The sequence below is a fragment of the Kocuria oceani genome (genome assembly GCF_029524215.1).
GTDB lineage: Bacteria > Actinomycetota > Actinomycetes > Actinomycetales > Micrococcaceae > Kocuria > Kocuria oceani.
This window is the reverse complement of record NZ_JARAMH010000006.1, coordinates 140,146-159,411: the sequence shown is the minus strand read 5'-3', so window position 1 is coordinate 159,411 and position 19,266 is coordinate 140,146. Positions and strand designations below refer to the sequence as shown.

Sequence of the window (19,266 nt, the reverse complement as noted above, 5' to 3'; positions counted from 1 at the left end):
CTCGGCGGGCGGCTGGAAATGCGACGCGGTTTCTGTAGGACTCCTACAAAGACCGGGCTCCGCTCAGCGGTGCGCCGCCCACAGCTCGGGCACGGAGACGCCCGCCCGGCCCAGCAGGGTGCGCAGGGTGTTCAGGCTCAGCCCGACGACGGCGTGCACGTCCCCCTCCACGCGCTCCACGAACGCCGCGCCCAGGGAGTCGATGGTGAAGGACCCGGCCACGTGCAGGGGCTCGCCCGTGGCCACGTAGGCCGCGACCTCGTCGTCGGACATCGGCGCGAAGAACACCTCGGCCGCGGCGGGCGCCCCGCCGCTGAAGCCGCTGCCACCCTCCGCCGGGTCCCGGGTGTCCACCAGCCAGTGGCCCGTGTGGAGCACTCCGGAGCGCCCGCGCATCGCGCGGATCCGGGCCGTGGCCGTCGCCGCGTCGAGGGGCTTGCCGTGCACCTCGCCGTCGAGCTCGAAGACCGAGTCGCAGCCGATCACCAGGGCGCCGGCCGCCGCCGGCAGCGCCGCCACCGCCTCCGCCTTGGCGCGGGCCAGCACCATCGCGGTCTCCTCGGGCTCGGTCACCCCGCGCTCGGCCACCACGGCGTCCTCGTCGACGTCGGAGACGAGACGGTCGTGGGCGATCCCGGCGTCGGCCAGCAGCTTGGTGCGGGCGGGGGAGCGGGAGGCGAGGACGAGGCGGGGAGTCACCGCTCCAGGATACGCACCCCCCACCGCCCCCACCGCCCCGTCCGGACCGTCCTGTCCGGACGGTCCTGTCCGGACCGTCCCGTCCCGGGGCTGCTCCCGCCCGTGTTGCCACCGGGGACGCTCGCACACGCCCGGCCGGGCGCGGGCCCGGCGACGTCCGGGCGCGACGGGCACGGCAGAGGGGCCGCTCCCGGCGGCCGGTGCGCAGGGCACCGGGCCGGCCGGGAGCGGCCCCTCGGGTCCGGAGGGGAGCGGGCGGGCCCGCTCCCCGGCGGCCGGTCAGTACTCGATGACCACGCGGCCCTCGATCTTCGCCTTCTGCATCTCGTCCAGGACCGCGTTCACGTCCTCCAGCGGGCGGGTGCTGTAGGTCGGGTGGATCAGTCCCCGCGCGTAGAAGTCGAGGGCCTCGACCATGTCCTGCCGCGTGCCCACGATCGAGCCGCGGATGGTCAGGCCCTTGAGCACGATGTCGAAGATCGGCGCCGGGAAGTCCCCCGGCGGCAGCCCGTTGAACACGATCGTCCCGCCGCGGCGGACCATGCCGATGGCCTGCCCGAACGCGTCCGGGTGCACGGCGGTCACCAGGACGGCGTCCGCGCCGCCCGGGACCTGCGCGTGGACCGCCTCGGCGGGGTCCTCGGCGAAGGCGTTGACCGTCACCTCGGCGCCGTGCCTGCGGGCCAGGGCGAGCTTGTCGTCGGCGACGTCCACGGCGGCCACGCGCAGCCCCATGGCCACCGCGTACTGCACGGCCAGGTGGCCCAGCCCGCCGATCCCGGAGATCACCACCCACTGGCCGGGCCGCGCCTCGGTCATCTTCAGCCCCTTGTAGACGGTGACGCCGGCGCACAGCACCGGGGCCACCTCGTAGGGGTCGGCGCCCTCGGGGATGCGGGCGGCGAAGCGGGCGTCCACGACCATGTACTGGCCGAAGGAGCCGTCGACGCTGTAGCCGCCGTTGACCTGCTGCTCGCACAGGGTCTCCCAGCCGGTGCGGCAGTTGCGGCAGTGCCCGCACGCGGAGGCGAGCCAGGCGTTGCCGACGAGGTCCCCCTCCGCGAGGTCGTCCACACCGGGGCCGAGGGCCACGACCCGCCCCACGCCCTCGTGGCCGGGGACGAAGGGCGGGGTCGGCTGGACCGGCCAGTCCCCGTGGGCGGCGTGCAGATCGGTGTGGCACACACCGGTGGAGACGAGCCGGACGAGGGCTTGCCCGGGTCCGGGCTGCGGGACGGGGACGTCCTTGACCTCGAGCGGCGCGCCGAAGGCGGTCACGACGGCGGCGGTCATGGTCTCGGGCACGGTGGTGGCCGTGGCCTGCTCGGTGGTCGAGGCCTGCTGGGCGTTCATGGGTGCTCCTTTCGCGGAACGGGACGGGACGGAACGGTGGCGGGAACGGCACGCGGCGGGCGCCGGGGCGGGCGCCCGTCGCGTGCGGCCTAGAAGAAGCCCTGGGCGTCCTCGGAGTAGGAGACCAGCAGGTTCTTGGTCTGCTGGTAGTGGTCCAGCATCATCAGGTGGTTCTCGCGGCCGATGCCGGAGGACTTGTAGCCGCCGAAGGCGGAGTGGGCCGGGTAGTTGTGGTACTGGTTCACCCACACCCGCCCGGCCTCGATGTCCCGGCCGGCCCGGTAGGCGAGGTTGCCGCTGCGGGCCCACACACCCGCGCCGAGGCCGTAGAGGGTGTCGTTGGCGGTGCGGATCGCGTCGGCGTAGTCGGAGAACCGGGTGACGGACAGCACCGGGCCGAAGATCTCCTCCTGGAAGATGCGCATCGAGTTCTGGCCCTCGAACACCGTGGGGGACACGTAGAAGCCCTCGGCGAGGTCGCCGTCCAGGACGTTGCGCTCGCCGCCCACCAGGACCTTCGCGCCCTCCTGCTTGCCGATGTCGATGTAGGACAGGATCTTCTGCAGCTGGTCGTTGGAGGCCTGCGCGCCGACCTGCGTGTTGAGGTCCAGCGGGTTGCCCTGGACCATCTGCTGCACCCGCTCGACGCCGTCGCCCAGCAGCCGGTCGTAGATCCCCTCCTGGATCAGGGCGCGGGACGGGCAGGTGCAGACCTCGCCCTGGTTGAGGGCGAAGAACGCGAAGCCCTCGAGCGCCTTGTCGTAGAAGGAGTCCTGGGCGGCGGCGACGTCCTCGAAGAAGATGTTGGGGGACTTCCCGCCCAGCTCCAGGGTGACCGGGATGATGTTCTGCGAGGCGTACTGCATGATGAGCCGGCCGGTGGTCGTCTCGCCGGTGAACGCGATCTTGCGGATCCGCGGGCTGGAGGCCAGCGGCTTGCCCGCCTCCACGCCGAAGCCGTTGACCACGTTGACCACCCCGGGCGGGAGCAGGTCGGCGATCAGCTCCATGAGCACCATGATCGACGCCGGGGTCTGCTCGGCGGGCTTGAGGACCACGGCGTTGCCCGCCGCGAGGGCGGGGGCCAGCTTCCACACGCCCATGAGGATCGGGAAGTTCCAGGGGATGATCTGCCCCACCACCCCGAGCGGCTCGTGGAAGTGGTAGGAGGTGGTGTTGTCGTCCAGCTGGGAGAGCGTGCCCTCCTGGGCGCGGATCGCGCCGGCGAAGTAGCGGAAGTGGTCGATGGCCAGGGCGATGTCGGCGTTGATGGTCTCCCGGACCGGTTTGCCGTTGTCCCAGGTCTCGGCCACGGCGAGCATCTCCAGGTTCTGCTCCATCCGGTCGGCGATCCGGTGCAGCACCAGGGCCCGCTCCGCCACGGACGTCTTCCCCCAGGCGGGGGCGGCCGCCCAGGCGGCGTCGAGGGCGGCCTCGATGTCCTCGGCGGTGCCGCGGGCCACCTCGGTGAAGGGCTTGCCGTTGACCGGGGAGATGTTCTCGAAGTACTGGCCCTTGACGGGCGGCACCCACTCCCCGCCGATCCAGTGCTCGTAGCGGGGCTTGAAGGTGATCTTCGAGCCCTCGGTGCCCGGCTGCGCGTAGACGGTGGTGAGGGACTGCGTTTCAACGCTCATGGTGACTCGCTCCTTGTGCGGGACGGTGCGTCGGGCGGCGGCGGGCGGGCTGTGTCCGGCCGGTCCCGTGCCGCTGTGTGACGTGTCTCACGCTACGCAGGCGCACGTTGCACGCACGTTGCACGCCGCCCGCGCGTCCCGCGGTGCCGCCGGTGCCGCACGGCGGGCCCGGGGGTCAGTCGCGCAGCCGCTCGAGCTCGAGCACCGCCCGGGCCCGGGCGGGGGAGCGGGCCGGCAGCAGGCGCAGCAGCAGGGCCCACGCCTCGGCGTCGTCGGCGGCCTCGGGCAGCTCCAGGTACTGCCGCACGGCCTCGGCGGAGCCGTCGGTGAGGACCGCCTCGCGCAGCAGCCCGGACAGCCGGTGGCGCAGTGCCACCACCGCCGGCGCCTCGGAGTGGGGCAGGAGCGCGCCGGTGTACTCCCGCAGCGCCCGCCGGTGGGAGCCGCGGTCGAGCAGCTCGAGCACCCGGCCGGCGTCCGAGGGCAGCGGGGCGCAGAGCCGGTAGGGGCGGGAGGCGATCACGGGCCCGCCCCGGGAGTCCAGCAGCCGCCGCAGGCGCAGCACCTCGGCCCGCACCGTGGCCTCCTGGGCGCGGCCGTCCCACAGCCTCGCCGAGAGCTCCGCGGTGCTCAGCCCCGCTCCGGCGCGGGAGAGCGCCAGCAGGATCTCGGCGTGGCGCTCGGTGAGCTCGAGGGCGCGGCCCGCCACGACCAGGGCCGGCGGCGCGCCGCCGAGCACGCGCAGCCGGGCGGCCGGGGCGGCGGGCGGTGCGGTGAGCGGAGGAACGAACGGCGCGGACGCCGGGGCGGGGACCGGGCCGCGGGCCGGCGGCTCGCGGCGCAGCGCCAGGGCCAGCTCCGCCCGCGCGGCGCGCACCGCCGCGCCGATCAGCGCGCGGGTGGCGGGGTCGGCGGCGGCGTCCCCGCCGGTGAGGTCCACGGCACCCAGCAGCTCGCCGGTGAGCGGGTGCAGCAGCGGGGCCGCGGTGCAGGACCACGGCCGGGCCTCGGGGTAGAAGTGCTGCTCCCGGTGCACGGTGACGGGCCGGCGCAGCACCAGGGCCGTGCCCGGGGCGTTGGTCCCCACGGCGTGCTCGGACCAGTCGGCGCCCTCCAGGAAGCCCATGTCCTCCGCGCGCCGTCGGGTCTGTGCGCTGCCGCGGACCCGCAGCAGCACCCCGCCGGGGTCGGTGACCGCCACCACCAGGCCGGTGTCCTCGGCCAGGGGAGTGAGCAGCTCGTCCAGCACCGGCAGCAGGGCCCGCAGCGGGGCCCCGGCCTCCCGGAGGTCCGTGCGGTCCAGCACCACGCGCGGGGCGCAGCGCTCCGGGGCCGCGAGATGGCTCAGCGACCGGGCCCAGGACAGCCGCAGCAGCGGGTCCGTCGTCGAGCCCTCCGCCGCTGCGCCCACGCGCCCTCCCCGTCTCCCGCCGTGACCCAGGTCTCGTGCCGGTGCCCAGCGTAGCCCGGGACGCGTCCACGAAGAACGAGGGGCGGGGAACTGGCGGAATGCGTCGGGCATCCCCCCGGTTCCCCGCCCCTCGGACGGGTCGGGACGGTCAGCGGACGGCGCCCGCCGCGGCCGGCTCGGCGGTCCCCGCGGGCTCCGCGCCGTCGGCCGGGGCCTCGGGCACGAACGGGTCCCCGGTGCGCGGGGCGTCGTAGAGGGTCCGGTCGAGCAGGCCTTCGCGGCGGGCCACGATGGTGGGCACCAGGGCCTGGCCGGCCACGTTCAGCGCGGTGCGGCCCATGTCGATGATCGGGTCCACGGCCAGCAGGAGCCCCACGCCGTCGAGCGGCAGCCCCAGGGTGGACAGGGTCAGGGTGAGCATCACCGTGGCCCCGGTGGTGCCGGCGGTCGCCGCCGAGCCCAGCACGGAGACGAGGGCGATGAGCACGTAGTGGGTGACGTCGAGGTCGATCCCGTAGAACTGCGCGACGAACAGGGCGGCGATCGCCGGGTAGACCGCGGCGCAGCCGTCCATCTTCGTGGTGGCGCCCAGCGGCACGGCGAAGGACGCGTAGGCCCGGGGCACACCGAGGTTGCGCTCGGTGACGCGCTGGGTCAGGGGCATGGTGCCCACCGAGGAGCGGGAGACGAAGCCCAGCTGCACGGCCGGCCACACCCCGGAGAAGTACTGCCGGACGGACAGCCCGTGCGCCTTGACCAGCACCGGGTAGACCACGAAGGCGACGATCAGCAGGCCGGCGTAGACGGTGGCGACGAAGCTCAGCAGCCCGCCCATCGAGGTCCAGCCGTACTCGAACACGGCCCGGCCGATCAGGCCGAGGGTGCCCAGCGGGGCCAGGCGGATGATCCACCAGACGACCTTCTGCACCACGGCCAGCGCGGCGCGGATCACGGCCAGGAACGGCTCGGCGGGCTCGCCCACCTTGAGGGCGGCGATGCCGACGGCGGCCGAGACCACGAGGACCTGCAGCACGTTGAAGCCCAGGGCGGTCTGCACGGTCTCCGGGTCCACCACGGAGGAGGAGACCTGCAGGCCCAGGAAGTTGGCGGGGACCAGGCCGGTGAGGAAGGCCAGCCACGAGCCCTGGGTCCCGGAGTACTGCTCGGCGGGGGCGGCGGCACCCGTGCCCGCACCGGGCTCGACGACGAGGCCGAGCACCAGCCCGACCGTCACCGCGATCAGGGCGGTGATGCCGAACCACAGCAGGGTCTTCCAGGCCAGGCGCGCGGCGTTGGAGACCTCCCGCAGGTTGGCGATCGAGGAGATCACCGCGGTCACGATGAGGGGGACCACGGCGGCCTTGAGCAGGCTCACGTAGCTCGTGCCGATGGTGTCCAGGGCGGTCATGAGCCAGTTCGGGTCCGTGTCGGGGTCGCCGCCGAGGCTGTCGGCGACGGTGCCCAGCACCACGCCCAGGAGGAGGGCGATCACGATCTGCGGCCCGAAGGAGGTCATCCACCGGGGCAGGCGTCGATTGCTTTCTGCGGAAATCATGTGCCCACGATAGGCCCGCGGAATATACAACACCGAATGACGATGAAGAAATGTGACGTCCTTATGACGGACCTCACAGGTCCAGGGCGTAGGCCAGCGTGTCCAGGCCCACGGAGCCGAGCCGGAGGGCCCGCGAGTGGAAGTCCTTGAGCCGGAACCCGGAGCCCGCGCCGGCCCGGGCGGACTCCCGGGCCTGCTCCCACAGCTGCTGGCCGACCTTGTACGAGGGGGCCTGTCCGGGCCAGCCCATGTAGCGCATCCACTCGAAGCGCAGCATGGGGTCCTGCATCACGATGTTCGATCGCAGGAACCGCCAGCCGTCCTCGGGGGTCCACACCTCACCGGCGCGGGCACCGCCCAGGGCGTCGCCGAGCTCCCGGGGAATGCGGTACCCGCAGTGGAACCCGACGTCGAAGACCACCCGGGCGGCGCGCAGCCGCTGCGCGTCGAGCATGCCCATCCGGTCCCCGGGGTCCTGGAGGTGGCCGAGCTCGTCCATCAGCCGCTCGGCGTACAGCGCCCACCCCTCCCCGTGGCCGGAGACCCACACGCCCATCCGCCGCCACCGGTTGAGCTCCCCGGAGTTGGCCAGCGCCGTGCCGAACTGCAGGTGGTGGCCCGGGACGCCCTCGTGGTAGACGGTGGTGGTCTGCTCCCACGTGGTGAACGTCCCGGTGCCCTCGGGCACCGACCACCACATGCGCCCCGGGCGGGAGAAGTCGGCGCTGGGCATCGAGTACCAGATGCCGCCGTCGTGGGTGGGCGCGATCCGGCACTCGAGCCGGCGCATCGGCCCGGTGATCTCGAAGTGGGTGCCCGCGAGCGCGTCCACGGCGGCGTCGGAGAGGTCCTGCATCCACGCCCGCAGGGCGTCGGTGCCGTGCAGCTGCCGGTCCGGGTCCGCGTCGAGGGCCGCCATGGCCTGGGCCGGGGTGGCCCCGGGGGCGATCCGCCGGGCGAGCGCCTCCTGCTCCGCCACGACCGTGCGCAGCTGCTCCACCCCCCACGCGTAGACCGTCGCCGGGTCCACCACGGCGCCGAGGAACTCCTGCAGGCGCAGGGTGTAGACGTCCGGGCCCACCGCGTCCGCGTGCGGGGCGTGCGCGGCGAGCTCCTCGCCCAGCACCCGGGCGAGGCGGCGGTAGGCGTGCCGTGCCTGCCCGGCCGCCTCGGTGAGCTCCCGGCGCATCCCCTCGGGCACGTGCGGACCGCCGGCGAGCCGGGCGAAGAAGCCCCGGTCGGCGGCGTAGCCCTCGCACTGGCGGGCGGCGTTGCGCAGCTGGACCACGGAGGCGCAGCGGCCCCGGGCGCGGGCCGCGCGCAGACCCGCCACGTAGGAGTCCACGGCCGCGGGCACGTTGCGCAGCCGCCCCGCGATGTGGGCCCAGTCCTCGGGGGTGCGCCGGGGCAGGTCGTCGAAGACGTCCCGGATCTCCTGCACGGGGGAGGAGATGTTGTTGACCTCCCCGCCCCGCAGGCCCTCCTCGTGCAGGAGCTGCTCCAGGCCCAGCCGCTCGCGCAGCGCGTGCACCGTCACCCGGTCGACGTCGTCGGCGGGGACCACGCCGGTCAGCTCCGCCAGCGTCTCGCGGACGGCCTCCGCCCGGGCCTCCAGGCCCTCGGGGCCGAAGTCGCGGTACTCGGTCTCGCGGCCGGGAAAGCCGTGCACGGTGGCCTGGGCCGGGTCCAGCTCCATGGCGCGCCCGAACCAGCGCTCGGCCACGGCGTCGACGGCCGTGGGCTCACGGTGCCCGGCGCCGAGCGGGGCCGGGCCGGCGGAGGACGGGGGGTCGGGCCGGAAAGTGCTCATGCACGCCACAGTAGCGCCGGGGGCCGGACGGTCCGGGCAGCCGCCGGCCGGGACGGGGCGCACCGCCGGGGGCGCACGCCGCGGGCCTGCCGCCGGGCATCACTTCCGGGGCCGGCTCCTCGGGATCATCCCTCCGGCCTCACTCCTCCGGCTTGCTCCGCCGCCACGCGCCGCGGCCGGGGCGCAGGCGCAGCCCCAGCCGCATCCGGCGGAACTGGTCCCGGCGGCCCGGGGAGCTCGCGGCGGAGGACCCGCTCCCGGTGCCGCGGGCGAGCAGCACCGCCGTGACGGCGGCGACCTCCTCCGGGGTCGGGTTGCCGGCCACGAAGCGCAGCGCCGGGGCGCCCTGCACGGGCTCGGGGGCGCTCACAGCGGGATGTTCCCGTGCTTCTTGGCGGGCATCGTCGCGCGCTTGTCGCGCAGCGCCCGCAGGGCCTTGAGCACCTGGACCCGGGTCTCGGAGGGGGAGATCACCGCGTCCACGTAGCCGAGCTCGGCCGCCTGGTAGGGGTTGAGCAGGCTCTCCTCGTACTTCTGCACCAGTTCGGCGCGCAGCGCCTCGACGTCCTCGCCGCTGTCCGTCGCGGCCTTGAGATCGCGGCGGTAGAGGATCTCCACGGCGCCCTGGGCGCCCATCACGCCGATCTGCGCGGTGGGCCAGGCCAGGTTGACGTCCGCCCCGAGCTTCTTGGAGCCCATCACGATGTACGCCCCGCCGTAGGCCTTGCGGGTGATCAGCGTGACCAGCGGGACGGTCGCCTCGGCGTAGGCGTAGAGCAGCTTCGCGCCGCGGCGGATGATCCCGTTGAACTCCTGGTCGGTGCCCGGCAGGAAGCCGGGCACGTCCACCAGGGTGAGGATCGGGACGTTGAACGCGTCGCAGTGCCGGACGAACCGGGCGGCCTTCTCGGAGGCGGCGATGTCCAGGGTGCCCGCGAACTGCAGGGGCTGGTTGGCCACGATGCCCACCGTGTGCCCCTCGACCCGGGCGTAGCCGATCATCACGTTGGGGGCGTAGAGCGCCTGCATCTCCAGGAAGTGACCGTCGTCCACGACGGCCTCGATCACCGTGCGCATGTCGTAGGGCTGATTGGCGGAGTCCGGGACCAGGGTGTCCAGCGCGGCGTCGAGGTCGGTGGCCTCGTCCTCCTGGTCGTGGTCCAGCAGGGGAGCCTCCTGCAGGTTGTTGGCCGGCAGGAACTCGAGCAGCTCGTGCACGAAGTCGAAGGCGTCCTGCTCGTCGTCGGCGAGGTAGGTGGCCGTGCCCGTGGTCGTGTTGTGCTGGCGGGCCCCGCCGAGGGTCTCCATGTCCACCGACTCGCCCGTGACCGTCCGGATCACGTCGGGGCCGGTGATGAACATGTGCGAGGTCTTGTCGACCATCACGATGTAGTCGGTCAGGGCCGGGGAGTAGGCGGCGCCGCCGGCGCACGGGCCCATGATCAGGGAGATCTGCGGGACCACGCCGGAGGAGCGCACGTTCATGTTGAAGATGTCCGCGAACATGGCCAGGGAGGCCACGCCCTCCTGGATCCGCGCCCCGCCGCCGTCGTTGATGCCGATCACCGGGCAGCCGTTGCGCAGCGCGAACTTCTGCACCTTGACGATCTTCTCGCCGTTGACCTGGGACAGGGACCCGCCGAAGACCGCGAAGTCCTGGGAGTAGACGGCCACCAGGCGCCCGTCCACCGTGCCGTAGCCGCTGACCACGCCGTCCCCGGGCAGCTTCTTGGCGTCCATGCCGAAGGCCGTGGAGCGGTGGGTGGCCAGCGCGTCGAACTCCACGAAGGAGCCCTCGTCGAGGAGCAGCTCGACGCGCTCGCGGGCGGTGTTCTTGCCCCGGGCGTGCTGCTTGTCGATCGCCGCCTGCCCCGCGGGGGCCTCGGAGCGGGCCCGGCGGTCGTGGAAGTCGGCGATCTTGCCGGCGGTGGTCGTCAGGTCGTGGATCACAAGCACCTCGTGGTCTGGTACGCGGCCGAGCCGGCGGGCGGAGCGGCCCGGGCGGGGCGGCCAGGGGACCTGCTCACTCTAGTCCGCGGCCGGGGCGCCCCCTGTTGTAGGAGTCCTACAAAATCCGGTGCGGGGCGCCGGGTCCTCAGCCCACGCGGCCGAGGACCACCTTCCAGGGCCGGACGGTCCGCTCGGTGACCACCCCGTGGCGCACCAGCGGGTCCTCGTCGGTGAGCCGCTCGACCGCGGCCGCGTCCTCGGCGGCGAACACCAGCAGCGCCCCGGCCGGGCCCTCGTCGTCGTACGGCCCGGACGCCAGGAGGTGGCCCTGCGCCACCAGGCCGCCGAGGTACTCCCGGTGCTCGGGCCGGCGGGCGGCCAGGACGTCGGCCGGGCCGCCGTAGACGTAGGTGACGGCGAACGTCGTGGGGTTCTCGGCTGCGCTCACGATGACTCCTGCGGGACGTGCCGCGGCCCTCCGCCACCGGGCGGGGAAGCGCCCAGGCGGCTCCCGGGGAACGCGGCTATTAGTGTGGACGGAACCCGACACTACGCGGAGCGCGTCCGGGCGCACAGCACCGGCCCGCCCGCGTCGCCGGAGACCACCGACCCGAGGAGCGCCGTGCCCGACCCCCTTGCCGCCGACCTGCGCGACCCCGCCGTGCTCGCCGCCCTGGAGGCCCTGGGCGCCGGGCGGATCGACGTCCTCGACGAGGTCGGCTCCACCAACGAGCAGCTGACGGCGGCAGTCCTCCGGCAGGCCCGCGGAGCGGCCCCCGCCCGGCCCTGGACGGACCTGTCCCTCCTGCTGACCGGCCACCAGAGCGCCGGGCGCGGCCGGCTGGACCGGGTGTGGACCACCGAGCCCGGCACCGCCCTGACCTTCAGCGTCCTGCTGCGCCCGGCCGGCGCGGGCGGACGGCCGCTGCCCACCCAGCACTTCCCGTGGCTGACCCTGCTGATGGCCGCGGCCGTGGTGGAGGCCCTGGCGGGTGTGGCGGGCGCCGGGGCGCGGATCAAGTGGCCCAACGACGTGCTCGTCGACGGGCGCAAGGTCGCGGGCCTGCTGGCGGGTCTCGTCCTGGGCCCGCACCGGGCCCCGGCCGTGGTCCTGGGCACCGGGATCAACGTCTCCCAGGAGGAGCTGCCCGTGGCCACGGCCACGTCCGTGCGCCGGGCCACCGGCCGGGACGTGGCGCGCGCGGCCGTCCTCGAGGCCGTGCTGGGCGCGTTCGTGCCCCGCTACCGGCAGTTCTGCGCGGACCCGGCCGCCGCCACGGGACCCGGCGGACCGCTGCGCCGCCTGGTCGAGGACCGGATGGAGACCCTCGGGCGCTCGGTGCGCGCCGAGCTGCCCGGCGGCGCGGAGCCCGTCACGGGCACCGCCGTGGGCCTCGGCGCCCACGGCGGGCTGCTGCTGCGCGACGACGCCGGCACGGAGCACGAGGTGACCGCCGGCGACGTCGTGCACCTGCGCCCGGCCGCCCCGGGGAAGGCCTGACCGTGCCCGCCCGGCCCGCCCTGCAGTCCGGCGAGCGGGTGCTCGTCGCCACCCGGGCCCACGGTGCGCGGCTGCTGCGCCCCCTCCTGGTGCTGCTGCTCGTCGTGTTCGCGCTCTCGCTGGCCCAGCGGGCCCTCGAACTGCGCTGGCGCCCCGTGGCCGAGCCCTGGATCACGGTGCACGGCGCACTGGACGTCCTCCTGCTGGTGGCCGCGGCCGCCGGGCTGCTGCGCTGGTGCGTGCGCCCGCTGCTGCGCTGGTGGCGCACGCGCTACGTGCTCACCACCCGCCACCTCGTGCTGGTGCGCCCGGGCGGGCCCCGGCGGGACGTGGCCCTGCCGCTGGCGCAGCTGCGCCGGGCCGTCGTGGAGCGCCCCCGGGGCCCGTCGCTGGGCCGGCGCGACGGGCGCGTCGTGGCCGACTTCGGCCCCCTCGGCGGGCTGCGCCTGGAGCACGCCCCGGAGGCCGACCGGTTGGCCGAGCTCATCCGGCGGGCCGCGGACGAGCAGCGCACGGGCGGCTCCGGCGGGGGCGCGGGGGACCGGCGTCCCACTAGAGTGGGGCAGGACGCGGTCGTGGCACCACGCCCGGACCCGTCCGTCCTTGCGCGCCGACCGTGGGGCCGGCGGACCGTCCCCCAGGAACAGGAGTGACGCGTGGCCAACGAGGACCCGGAGGACCGGGGCGAGCCGGCGCTCGGCCCCCAGACGGAGCAGCTGAACCTCAACCTGCACAATCCGGTGCAGGCCAACCTCTACCGCTCGGACGAGTCCAAGGCGGCCGTCCAGGCCCTGGAGCGCACCCTCCTGGGCTCCGAGCGCGTCCTGCGCCGCCGCGAGGCCGCGCGCCGGGGCGGGCTGTCCCTGCTGTCCTCGCGGAAGGTGTGGCGGGCCCTGGGCTTCCCGAACCTCACCGACGACGACGTGTGGTTCACCGAGCAGGACTCCGAGGCGCTGCGGGTGCTCTCCACCATGGTGCTCGAGGAGCAGGTCACCGAGGAGGCGGCCCTGTCCCTGGTGCGCTCGATCGGGCAGATGACCGATCGCATGGTCGTGTGGCAGGTCGAGGCCCTGGTCGAGGACATGGTGGTGCACGGCGGCATGACCGACGCCGCCGCGCGCCGGGAGCTGCTGCACCTGCTCCCGGACCTCATCGACGCGATCGAGAACCTGCTCGTCTACTCGTGGCGGCGCCAGATGAACGCCGCCGTGCAGCGGCTGGCGATGCGCGTGGAGCGCCCGGACGGCTCCACCGCCACCGGCACGATCGACGAGGACGGGCCCTCCTCCATCCTCCCGCTCGCGCGCGGGGTCGGCTTCGCCGACCTCGTCTCCTACACCTCCCTGTCCCGGCAGATGAACGAGCGCACCCTGGCCAACCTCGTGCAGCGCTTCGAGCAGCGCTGCGCCGAGGTGATCGCGGTGGGCGGGGGCCGGCTGATCAAGACCATCGGGGACGAGGTCATGTTCCTGGCCGAGACCCCGCAGGGCGGGGCGCAGATCTCCCTGGCGCTCTCGCGCGCCATCCGCGACGACCCCGAGCTCCCGCAGGCCCGGGTGGCCTTCGTCTGGGGCCGGGTGCTGCCGCGGCTGGGCGACATCTACGGGCCCACGGTGAACCTGGCCTCCCGGCTCGTGGCCCTGACCGAGCCGGGCTCCGTGCTCGTGGACGCCTCGACCGCCGCCGTGCTCTCCGGCGACGACCGGTTCATCCTCCTCCCGCAGTCCACGCGCAACGTCCGGGGCTTCGGCGACGTCCAGCCCGTCGCGCTCGCCCAGGGCGCCGGACCCGGGCTGGAGGTCGACTTCGAATGAGCGCACCCCTCGTCATCCGGGCCGGGGCGGCCACCGACCGCGGTCTGCGCCGGGAGTCCAACGAGGACGCCCTGGTGGTCACCGCCACGATGTGCGCCGTGGCGGACGGGATGGGCGGGCACGAGGCCGGTGAGGTCGCGAGCGCCCTGTGCGTGCGCACGCTCGGTGCCTCCCCGCTGTTCCGGCTGGAGGACTTCCGGCAGTTCGCGGTGTCGGAGCCGGACCCGCCCCTGGACATCGCCCGGTTCCGCGCCACCGTGGAGCGGGAGCTGCGGCTGGACCCGGAGATCCCCGACGACGCGATCGAGGCCGTGCGGCGGGTGCGCTCGGTGCTGTGGCAGGCGGACCAGCACATCCAGAGCGCGTGCGAGGGCCGGGCCGGGACCACGGTGACCGGGGTGTGGCTGGCGCAGCTGGACGGGCGGATGTTCTGGCTCGTCTTCAACACGGGCGACTCCCGCACCTACCGGCTGCTGCCGCCCCCGGACGGGACGGGCCAGGGCGACGGCACCCCGGGGCTGGCGCAGCTCACCGTGGACCACTCCGAGGTGCAGTACCTCGTCTCGATCGGCCAGCTGACCTCCGCCCAGGCCCTGGTGCACCCGCGGCGCAACGTGATCACCCGGGCCCTGGGCACCGGCCAGGTGTGGGAGCCGGACGTGTGGGTGCTGCCCGCGCAGCCGGGGGAGCGGCTGATGCTGTGCTCGGACGGACTGACCAACGAGCTCAGCCCCGCCCACATGGCCCGGGTGCTCGGCTCGGTGCCGCACCCCAAGGAGGCCGCCGACGTCCTGCTGCAGGCCGCGCTGCGGACCGGCGGGCGGGACAACGTCACCCTCATCGTCGCCGACGCGGTGTCCCTGGAGGAGTACGCCGCCTGGGTCTGAGCGCCCCCGACCGCTGAGCGGCGCCGACCGCTGAGCGCCGCGGAGGGTGCCGCGTCCCCGGCGCCGGCCCGGCAGGTCCCCGGCACATCCCCGGAAGTGGGGGCGATCACGAACCGTCACACCGGCGCACCGGACCGCGACGACTCTTTACATTGGGGAACATGGTCGTCTCCCGCCGTTCCCTCGTCCGCTCCGGGGCGCTGCTGGCCGTCTCCGCGGCGCTGGGGGGCGCACTGGTCCGGCCGGGAGCGCAGGGCCCCGGCTTCGTGCTGTGGGGCTCGTCCTCGGCCGCCGGCGGGCTCCACCGCGAGCACCCGCCCGGCTACGCCCCGGTGCGGATCGACGCCCTCCTGTCGCGGCTGCTGGGCGTGCCGGGCACCTGCCGGGCCGTGGGCGGGGACCGGTCCTGGCACACCCTGGCGATGCGCAGCTACGACCACCCCTACCACCCCGGCCTCGGCGCCGAGGGCTGGCTGCTGCCGGTCCAGGGGCAGGTGGTCGTCCCCACCGCGGACGGGCGGGCGCCCCGCGCGGCGCTCCCGCTGCCCGGAACGGTCGCCGGGGTCGCCTGCTCGATCCGGGCGGCGCCGGGCCGGGAGGGCGCGGTGGTCCTGCGGCGGCACGTGCCCGGGCCCGCGGTCGAGCTCGGGACCGGCCCCCGCAGCTGGTGGCACACCGACCTGGAGGACCGCCACCGCGGCCAGGTCCACCTCTTCTGGACGGGCAAGAACAACATCGAGGACCCCGGACGGGTGCTCGCCGACACCCGGGCGGCCTGGGCGGTGGAGCCGGCGCGGTCGGTGGTGATGGGCCACTGGCACACCTACGGGGACCGCCGCGGCACGGCCGGCTGGGATCAGGTGCGCACCGTCAACGCCGCCTACCGGGCGGAGTACGGGCCGGCCTACCACGAGACGATGGCGGACCTGCGCGACCCGCGGCTGTGGGCGCTGCCCGCGCTGCGCCCCTACCGGATCGGAGACTCGGCCGAGGACCGGCGGTGGCTGGCCCTGGGCCTGCCGCCGCGCTCCGTGGTCGGCAGCGACCGGAAGCACCTCAACGCCCTGGGCAACACGCTCGTGGCCCACGGCCTGCACCGCCACCTCACCGGAGAGGCAGGACTCTGCTGAGCCGCCGCTGCGCGTCGTTGTTCCGGGCCGCCGTTCCCGAACCGTGACGGAGGACCCCTTGCCCACCGGGGGGACGCGGCCTAACCTACAACCAAATGGTTGTAGAACATGAGCTGACGGGCGACGAGGTCGACCGACTCTTCCAGGCCCTGGCGGACGCCACCCGGCGGGACATCGTGACGCGGGTGCTGCGGCAGGAGCAGTCGGTCTCGGCCCTGGCGGGGCACTACGCGATGAGCTTCGCCGCGGTGCAGAAGCACGTGGCGGTGCTCGAGAGGGCCTCGCTGGTCACCAAGCAGCGGCGCGGCCGCGAACAGGTGGTGCACGCCGCGCCGGACACCCTCCGCCGGGCGGCCCGGCTGCTGGAGTCCTACGAGGAGCTCTGGCGCGGGCGCGCACGCCGCATCGACGACCTCCTCGCCGAGGAGGTGCCTCCCGGGGACCGGGGGGCCGAGTAGGAAGGAACCAGGACATGCCGGTCATCGATGTGCACAAGGACGTGGAGGCGCTGGCCCTCACCTTCGTGGCCGAGTTCGACGCGAGCGTCGAGCAGGTCTGGCAGGTGTGGGAGGACCCGCGCCGGCTCGAGCGCTGGTGGGGGCCGCCCGAGTGGCCCGCCACCTTCGTCGAGCACGAGCTGCGGGAGGGCGGGCGGTGCCGGTACTACATGACCGGCCCCGACGGCGAGAAGGCCGCCGGCTGGTGGACGGTCACCGCCGTGGACGCCCCGCGCCGGCTCGAGTTCGACGACGGCTTCGCCGACGAGCACGGCGAGCCCGACCCGGCCATGGGCACCACCCACGCGGTCGTCACGCTCGAGGACGTCGGCGGGCGCACCCGCATGACCACGCGCTCCACCTTCGAGAGCGCCGGGCAGCTCGAGCAGATGCTGGCCATGGGCATGGAGGAGGGCATGCGTCAGGCGATGGGCCAGATCGACGACGTCCTCGCCGGGGCGGCGCGGAGCGGGAGCGAGGCGCCCCGCGGCTGAGCCCCGTCCGCGGCCGGACGGCGCGACGACGCCGCCCCGGGACTCCCGGGGCGGCGTCGTCGCGCCGTGGCCGTGGCCGTGACGGTGGACAGGGACAGCGACAGGAACGGGTCGCGGGCGCCCGGCTCAGCCCTGCTGCGCCGCCTCGACGGCGGGTGCCGGACTCCCGGCCCCCGCCGTCTCCGCCGCCGCGTCCGCCGGGGAGCGGTCCTCCGGGGCCCGGGCCGCCGGGTCCTCGGCGGACCCGGCGGCCGCGGCCCGCTTGGCCGCGACCTTCCGCGGCTTGAGCTCGAGCCGGCGCTCGTGCTTGCGCTCGGTCCGCCGTTCCGCCTGCTTCTCCGCGCGGCGCTCCTTCCGCCGCTCCTCCTTGGCCTCCTCGGCCGTCCTCTCGCCCTCGGGCCCGGTCCCGGCGGTGGCGGGCTCCCGGCGCGGGCCCCGCTCCTTGACGGGGGCGTCGCCCGAGGCGCGCAGCCGGCGGTAGTGCTCGGCCGCCTCCTCCTGGCGCCGCGCCTCGATCCCCGTGGCGATCTCGGCCCGCAGGTGCTCCGGGGCGAGCTCGAACGCGGCCACGAGGTCGAGCGCGTGGGGGCGCAGCCGGGCCAGCAGGCGGTCGATGTACTCGTCGAGGCTGCGCCCGCGCCGCATGGACAGCCGGCCGTAGGAGAGGTACCAGGCGAGGTTCTTCTCGATCAGCCGCAACCCGAACACGTCGCGCAGCCAGGTCAGCACCGTGCGGGTGCCCGGGTCCTCGACCTGGGCCAGCCCCCGGGTGAAGGCCTCCCACTGCAGCAGCTCCGCGTGCGCACGGGCCGTGGCGATGATCCGGTGCTGGTTCTCGTTGAACAGCGCCGCGGCCTCCGCGCGGGGCAGCTTGGCGCTGGGCCGCAGGTTCTCCGCGATCTCGGCGACCATGGTCTCCACCCGGTCGGTCAGCAGCGCGTGCTGGGCGGACTCCTCCCGCAGGGCGTTGACCGAGCGGCGCACGTCGCCGGTGTCGCGGAAAGCCTGCCCCAGCTTGCGCAGGCCCGAGCGGTGGAAGGTGGCCTCGGTGGCCCGGCCGGCCACGTAGCGGGCCATCACGCCCACGTCCACCTGCTTGAACTCGTCCGCCCAGTCGGAGAGCAGCCGCTTGGCCACGAGCTGGAGCAGCACCGTGTTGTCGCCCTCGAACGTCGCGTAGATGTCGAGGTCGTGCCGCAGGGAGGTCAGCCGGTTCTTCGTCAGGAAGCCCGCCCCGCCGCAGGCCTCGCGGCACTCCTGCACGGTCTCGAGGGCGCTCCACGTGGACAGCGCCTTGAGCGCCGCGGCGAGGGTCTCGAGGTCCTGGCGGTTCTCGTCGGTGTCCTCCCGCCCGGAGAACACGGCGTCGTACTTGTCCAGCAGCTCCTGGTGGGCGAAGTTCATGGCGTAGGTCTCGGCGAGGCGGGGCAGCAGCCGGCGCTGGTGCTGCTGGTAGTCCAGCAGCACCTCCTCCTGGACGTCGGAGGAGGCGTTGAACTGGCGCCGCTCGCTGCCGTAGCGCACCGCGATGGTCAGCGCGGCCTTGTTCGCCAGCACCGCGGCCCCGTCCAGCGAGACCCGGCCCTGCACCAGGGTGCCGATCATCGTGAAGAACCGGCGCCCCGGGCTCGCGATCGGCGAGCTGTAGGAGCCGTCGGCGGCCACGTGGCCGTACTTGTCGAGCAGGTGGGTGCGCGGGACCCGGACCCGGGTGAAGTGCAGCCGGCCGTTGTCGATGCCGTTGAGCCCGCCCTTGTGGCCGTCGTCCTCGCCGCCGACGCCCGGCAGGAACCGGCCGTCCTCGTCGCGGATGTCCACATAGAAGGCGTGCACTCCGTGGTTGACGCCCAGCGTCACCAGCTGCGCGAACACCACGGCGGCGCGCCCGTGCACGGCGGCGTTGCCGAGGTAGTCCTTCCACGCGGCCTTGAAGGGCGTGTGGATCTCGAACTCCTCGGTGGCCGGGTCGTAGGTCGCGGTGGTGCCGATCGAGGCGACGTCGGAGCCGTGGCCGATCTCGGTCATCGCGAAGATCCCCGGGGTCCGCAGGTCGCGGATGTCCGCGAGCCACCGGCGGTGGTGCTCCTCGGTGCCGAGGTTCAGCACGGCGGAGCCGAACAGGCCCCACTGCACCCCGGCCTTGATCTGCATCGAGGGGTCGCCGAGCAGCAGCTCCTCGAAGCCGGAGACGTTGCCGCCGGGGTCGTTGTGCCCGCCGTACTCCTCCGGCAGCCCGCGGCTCATCGCGCCGTGCTCGACCAGCAGGTGCAGCTGGCCCAGCACGCGCTCGCGGTGCTCCTGGTAGGTGAGGTTCTCCTGCTGGTGCAGCCGCTCGTCCAGCAGCATCCGGCGGGTCTGCCGCCGGATGCCGGCCCAGCGCCCGAGCAGGACCTCGCCCAGGGCGGCGACGTCCACGGCGGGTGCCGGGTGGTCGGTGCGGTCGGTGTCGGCGGGTCGGTCGACGGTGGTGGTCATGCTCGCTCCTGTCGTGGGTGACCGGCGGTGGCCGGTGCGGTCACGGGGTGGTG

Annotated in this window: 17 protein-coding genes; 7 read left to right on the top strand and 10 right to left on the bottom strand. The window is 74.5% G+C overall.

Translation table 11 applies throughout. The features are described 5' to 3' along the window. Window positions 1-63 precede the first annotated feature (63 nt). From PU704_RS08850 to PU704_RS08810, 9 genes are all read right to left on the bottom strand, one after another. Window positions 64-699 carry a Maf family protein gene (locus tag PU704_RS08850; protein ID WP_075872375.1) on the bottom strand — a complete coding sequence of 212 codons (636 nt, stop codon included), beginning with the start codon at window positions 697-699 and terminating at the stop codon, window positions 64-66. Between the two features lie 279 nt (window positions 700-978). Beyond that, window positions 979-2,052, bottom strand: a complete 1,074-nt coding sequence (adhP, locus tag PU704_RS08845; RefSeq protein WP_277551033.1) for an alcohol dehydrogenase AdhP — start codon at window positions 2,050-2,052, stop codon at window positions 979-981. 89 nt (window positions 2,053-2,141) lie between these two features. Beyond that, window positions 2,142-3,689 (bottom strand): acetaldehyde dehydrogenase ExaC, encoded by a 1,548-nt coding sequence (gene exaC / locus PU704_RS08840; RefSeq protein WP_047804367.1) that lies wholly within the window; start codon window positions 3,687-3,689, stop codon window positions 2,142-2,144. 175 nt (window positions 3,690-3,864) lie between these two features. Beyond that, a complete protein-coding gene (locus tag PU704_RS08835) occupies window positions 3,865-5,100 on the bottom strand; it encodes a sigma-54-dependent transcriptional regulator family protein (RefSeq protein WP_277551032.1) in 1,236 nt (411 codons plus the stop codon). A gap of 148 nt (window positions 5,101-5,248) precedes the next feature. Next, a complete protein-coding gene (locus PU704_RS08830) occupies window positions 5,249-6,655 on the bottom strand; it encodes a dicarboxylate/amino acid:cation symporter (protein ID WP_047801693.1) in 1,407 nt (468 codons plus the stop codon). Window positions 6,656-6,728: 73 nt separating this feature from the next. After that, window positions 6,729-8,465 (bottom strand): DUF885 domain-containing protein, encoded by a 1,737-nt coding sequence (locus tag PU704_RS08825; protein ID WP_277551031.1) that lies wholly within the window; start codon window positions 8,463-8,465, stop codon window positions 6,729-6,731. Between the two features lie 139 nt (window positions 8,466-8,604). Further along, window positions 8,605-8,835: an acyl-CoA carboxylase subunit epsilon gene (locus tag PU704_RS08820; protein WP_047801692.1), complete on the bottom strand. Its 231-nt coding sequence runs from the start codon at window positions 8,833-8,835 to the stop codon at window positions 8,605-8,607. Further along, on the bottom strand, window positions 8,832-10,415 hold the full coding sequence (locus tag PU704_RS08815; RefSeq protein ID WP_277551030.1) for an acyl-CoA carboxylase subunit beta: 1,584 nt from the start codon (window positions 10,413-10,415) through the stop codon (window positions 8,832-8,834). The genes PU704_RS08820 and PU704_RS08815 overlap by 4 nt, the downstream gene beginning before the upstream one ends. A gap of 145 nt (window positions 10,416-10,560) precedes the next feature. Next, window positions 10,561-10,863 (bottom strand): YciI family protein, encoded by a 303-nt coding sequence (locus PU704_RS08810; protein ID WP_047801690.1) that lies wholly within the window; start codon window positions 10,861-10,863, stop codon window positions 10,561-10,563. Between the two features lie 174 nt (window positions 10,864-11,037). Here PU704_RS08810 and PU704_RS08805 point away from each other — a divergent pair, with 174 nt between their 5' ends. From PU704_RS08805 to PU704_RS08775, 7 genes are all read left to right on the top strand, one after another. Further along, window positions 11,038-11,916 (top strand): biotin--[acetyl-CoA-carboxylase] ligase, encoded by an 879-nt coding sequence (locus tag PU704_RS08805; protein WP_277551029.1) that lies wholly within the window; start codon window positions 11,038-11,040, stop codon window positions 11,914-11,916. A 2-nt stretch (window positions 11,917-11,918) separates the two neighbouring features. Then, on the top strand, window positions 11,919-12,569 hold the full coding sequence (locus PU704_RS08800) for a hypothetical protein (protein WP_053004682.1): 651 nt from the start codon (window positions 11,919-11,921) through the stop codon (window positions 12,567-12,569). A gap of 3 nt (window positions 12,570-12,572) precedes the next feature. Continuing rightward, window positions 12,573-13,730, top strand: a complete 1,158-nt coding sequence (locus PU704_RS08795; RefSeq protein WP_047801688.1) for an adenylate/guanylate cyclase domain-containing protein — start codon at window positions 12,573-12,575, stop codon at window positions 13,728-13,730. Continuing rightward, window positions 13,727-14,617, top strand: a complete 891-nt coding sequence (locus tag PU704_RS08790; RefSeq protein WP_277551028.1) for a PP2C family protein-serine/threonine phosphatase — start codon at window positions 13,727-13,729, stop codon at window positions 14,615-14,617. The genes PU704_RS08795 and PU704_RS08790 overlap by 4 nt, the downstream gene beginning before the upstream one ends. A 161-nt stretch (window positions 14,618-14,778) precedes the next feature. Beyond that, window positions 14,779-15,747: a hypothetical protein gene (locus tag PU704_RS08785; protein WP_277551027.1), complete on the top strand. Its 969-nt coding sequence runs from the start codon at window positions 14,779-14,781 to the stop codon at window positions 15,745-15,747. Between the two features lie 95 nt (window positions 15,748-15,842). Beyond that, the gene (locus tag PU704_RS08780) at window positions 15,843-16,205 is read left to right on the top strand and encodes an ArsR/SmtB family transcription factor (protein ID WP_277551026.1); all 363 of its coding nucleotides are present in this window, start codon (window positions 15,843-15,845) and stop codon (window positions 16,203-16,205) included. A 14-nt stretch (window positions 16,206-16,219) separates the two neighbouring features. Then, complete coding sequence (locus PU704_RS08775) at window positions 16,220-16,738, top strand: SRPBCC family protein (protein WP_277551025.1); 519 nt, start codon at window positions 16,220-16,222, stop codon at window positions 16,736-16,738. Between the two features lie 126 nt (window positions 16,739-16,864). Here the strand turns inward: PU704_RS08775 and PU704_RS08770 are convergent, their stop codons facing one another. After that, window positions 16,865-19,213 (bottom strand): acyl-CoA dehydrogenase family protein, encoded by a 2,349-nt coding sequence (locus PU704_RS08770; RefSeq protein WP_277551024.1) that lies wholly within the window; start codon window positions 19,211-19,213, stop codon window positions 16,865-16,867. Window positions 19,214-19,266: the final 53 nt, after the last annotated feature.

Coding starts and splice junctions, on each gene's coding strand:
- adhP (WP_277551033.1), bottom strand. CDS start 2,052: ATGAACGCCCAGCAGGCCTCGACCACCGAGCAGGCCACGGCCACCACC.
- exaC (WP_047804367.1), bottom strand. CDS start 3,689: ATGAGCGTTGAAACGCAGTCCCTCACCACCGTCTACGCGCAGCCGGGC.
- PU704_RS08830 (WP_047801693.1), bottom strand. CDS start 6,655: ATGATTTCCGCAGAAAGCAATCGACGCCTGCCCCGGTGGATGACCTCC.
- PU704_RS08825 (WP_277551031.1), bottom strand. CDS start 8,465: ATGAGCACTTTCCGGCCCGACCCCCCGTCCTCCGCCGGCCCGGCCCCG.
- PU704_RS08790 (WP_277551028.1), top strand. CDS start 13,727: ATGAGCGCACCCCTCGTCATCCGGGCCGGGGCGGCCACCGACCGCGGT.
- PU704_RS08785 (WP_277551027.1), top strand. CDS start 14,779: ATGGTCGTCTCCCGCCGTTCCCTCGTCCGCTCCGGGGCGCTGCTGGCC.
- PU704_RS08780 (WP_277551026.1), top strand. CDS start 15,843: ATGGTTGTAGAACATGAGCTGACGGGCGACGAGGTCGACCGACTCTTC.
- PU704_RS08775 (WP_277551025.1), top strand. CDS start 16,220: ATGCCGGTCATCGATGTGCACAAGGACGTGGAGGCGCTGGCCCTCACC.
- PU704_RS08770 (WP_277551024.1), bottom strand. CDS start 19,213: ATGACCACCACCGTCGACCGACCCGCCGACACCGACCGCACCGACCAC.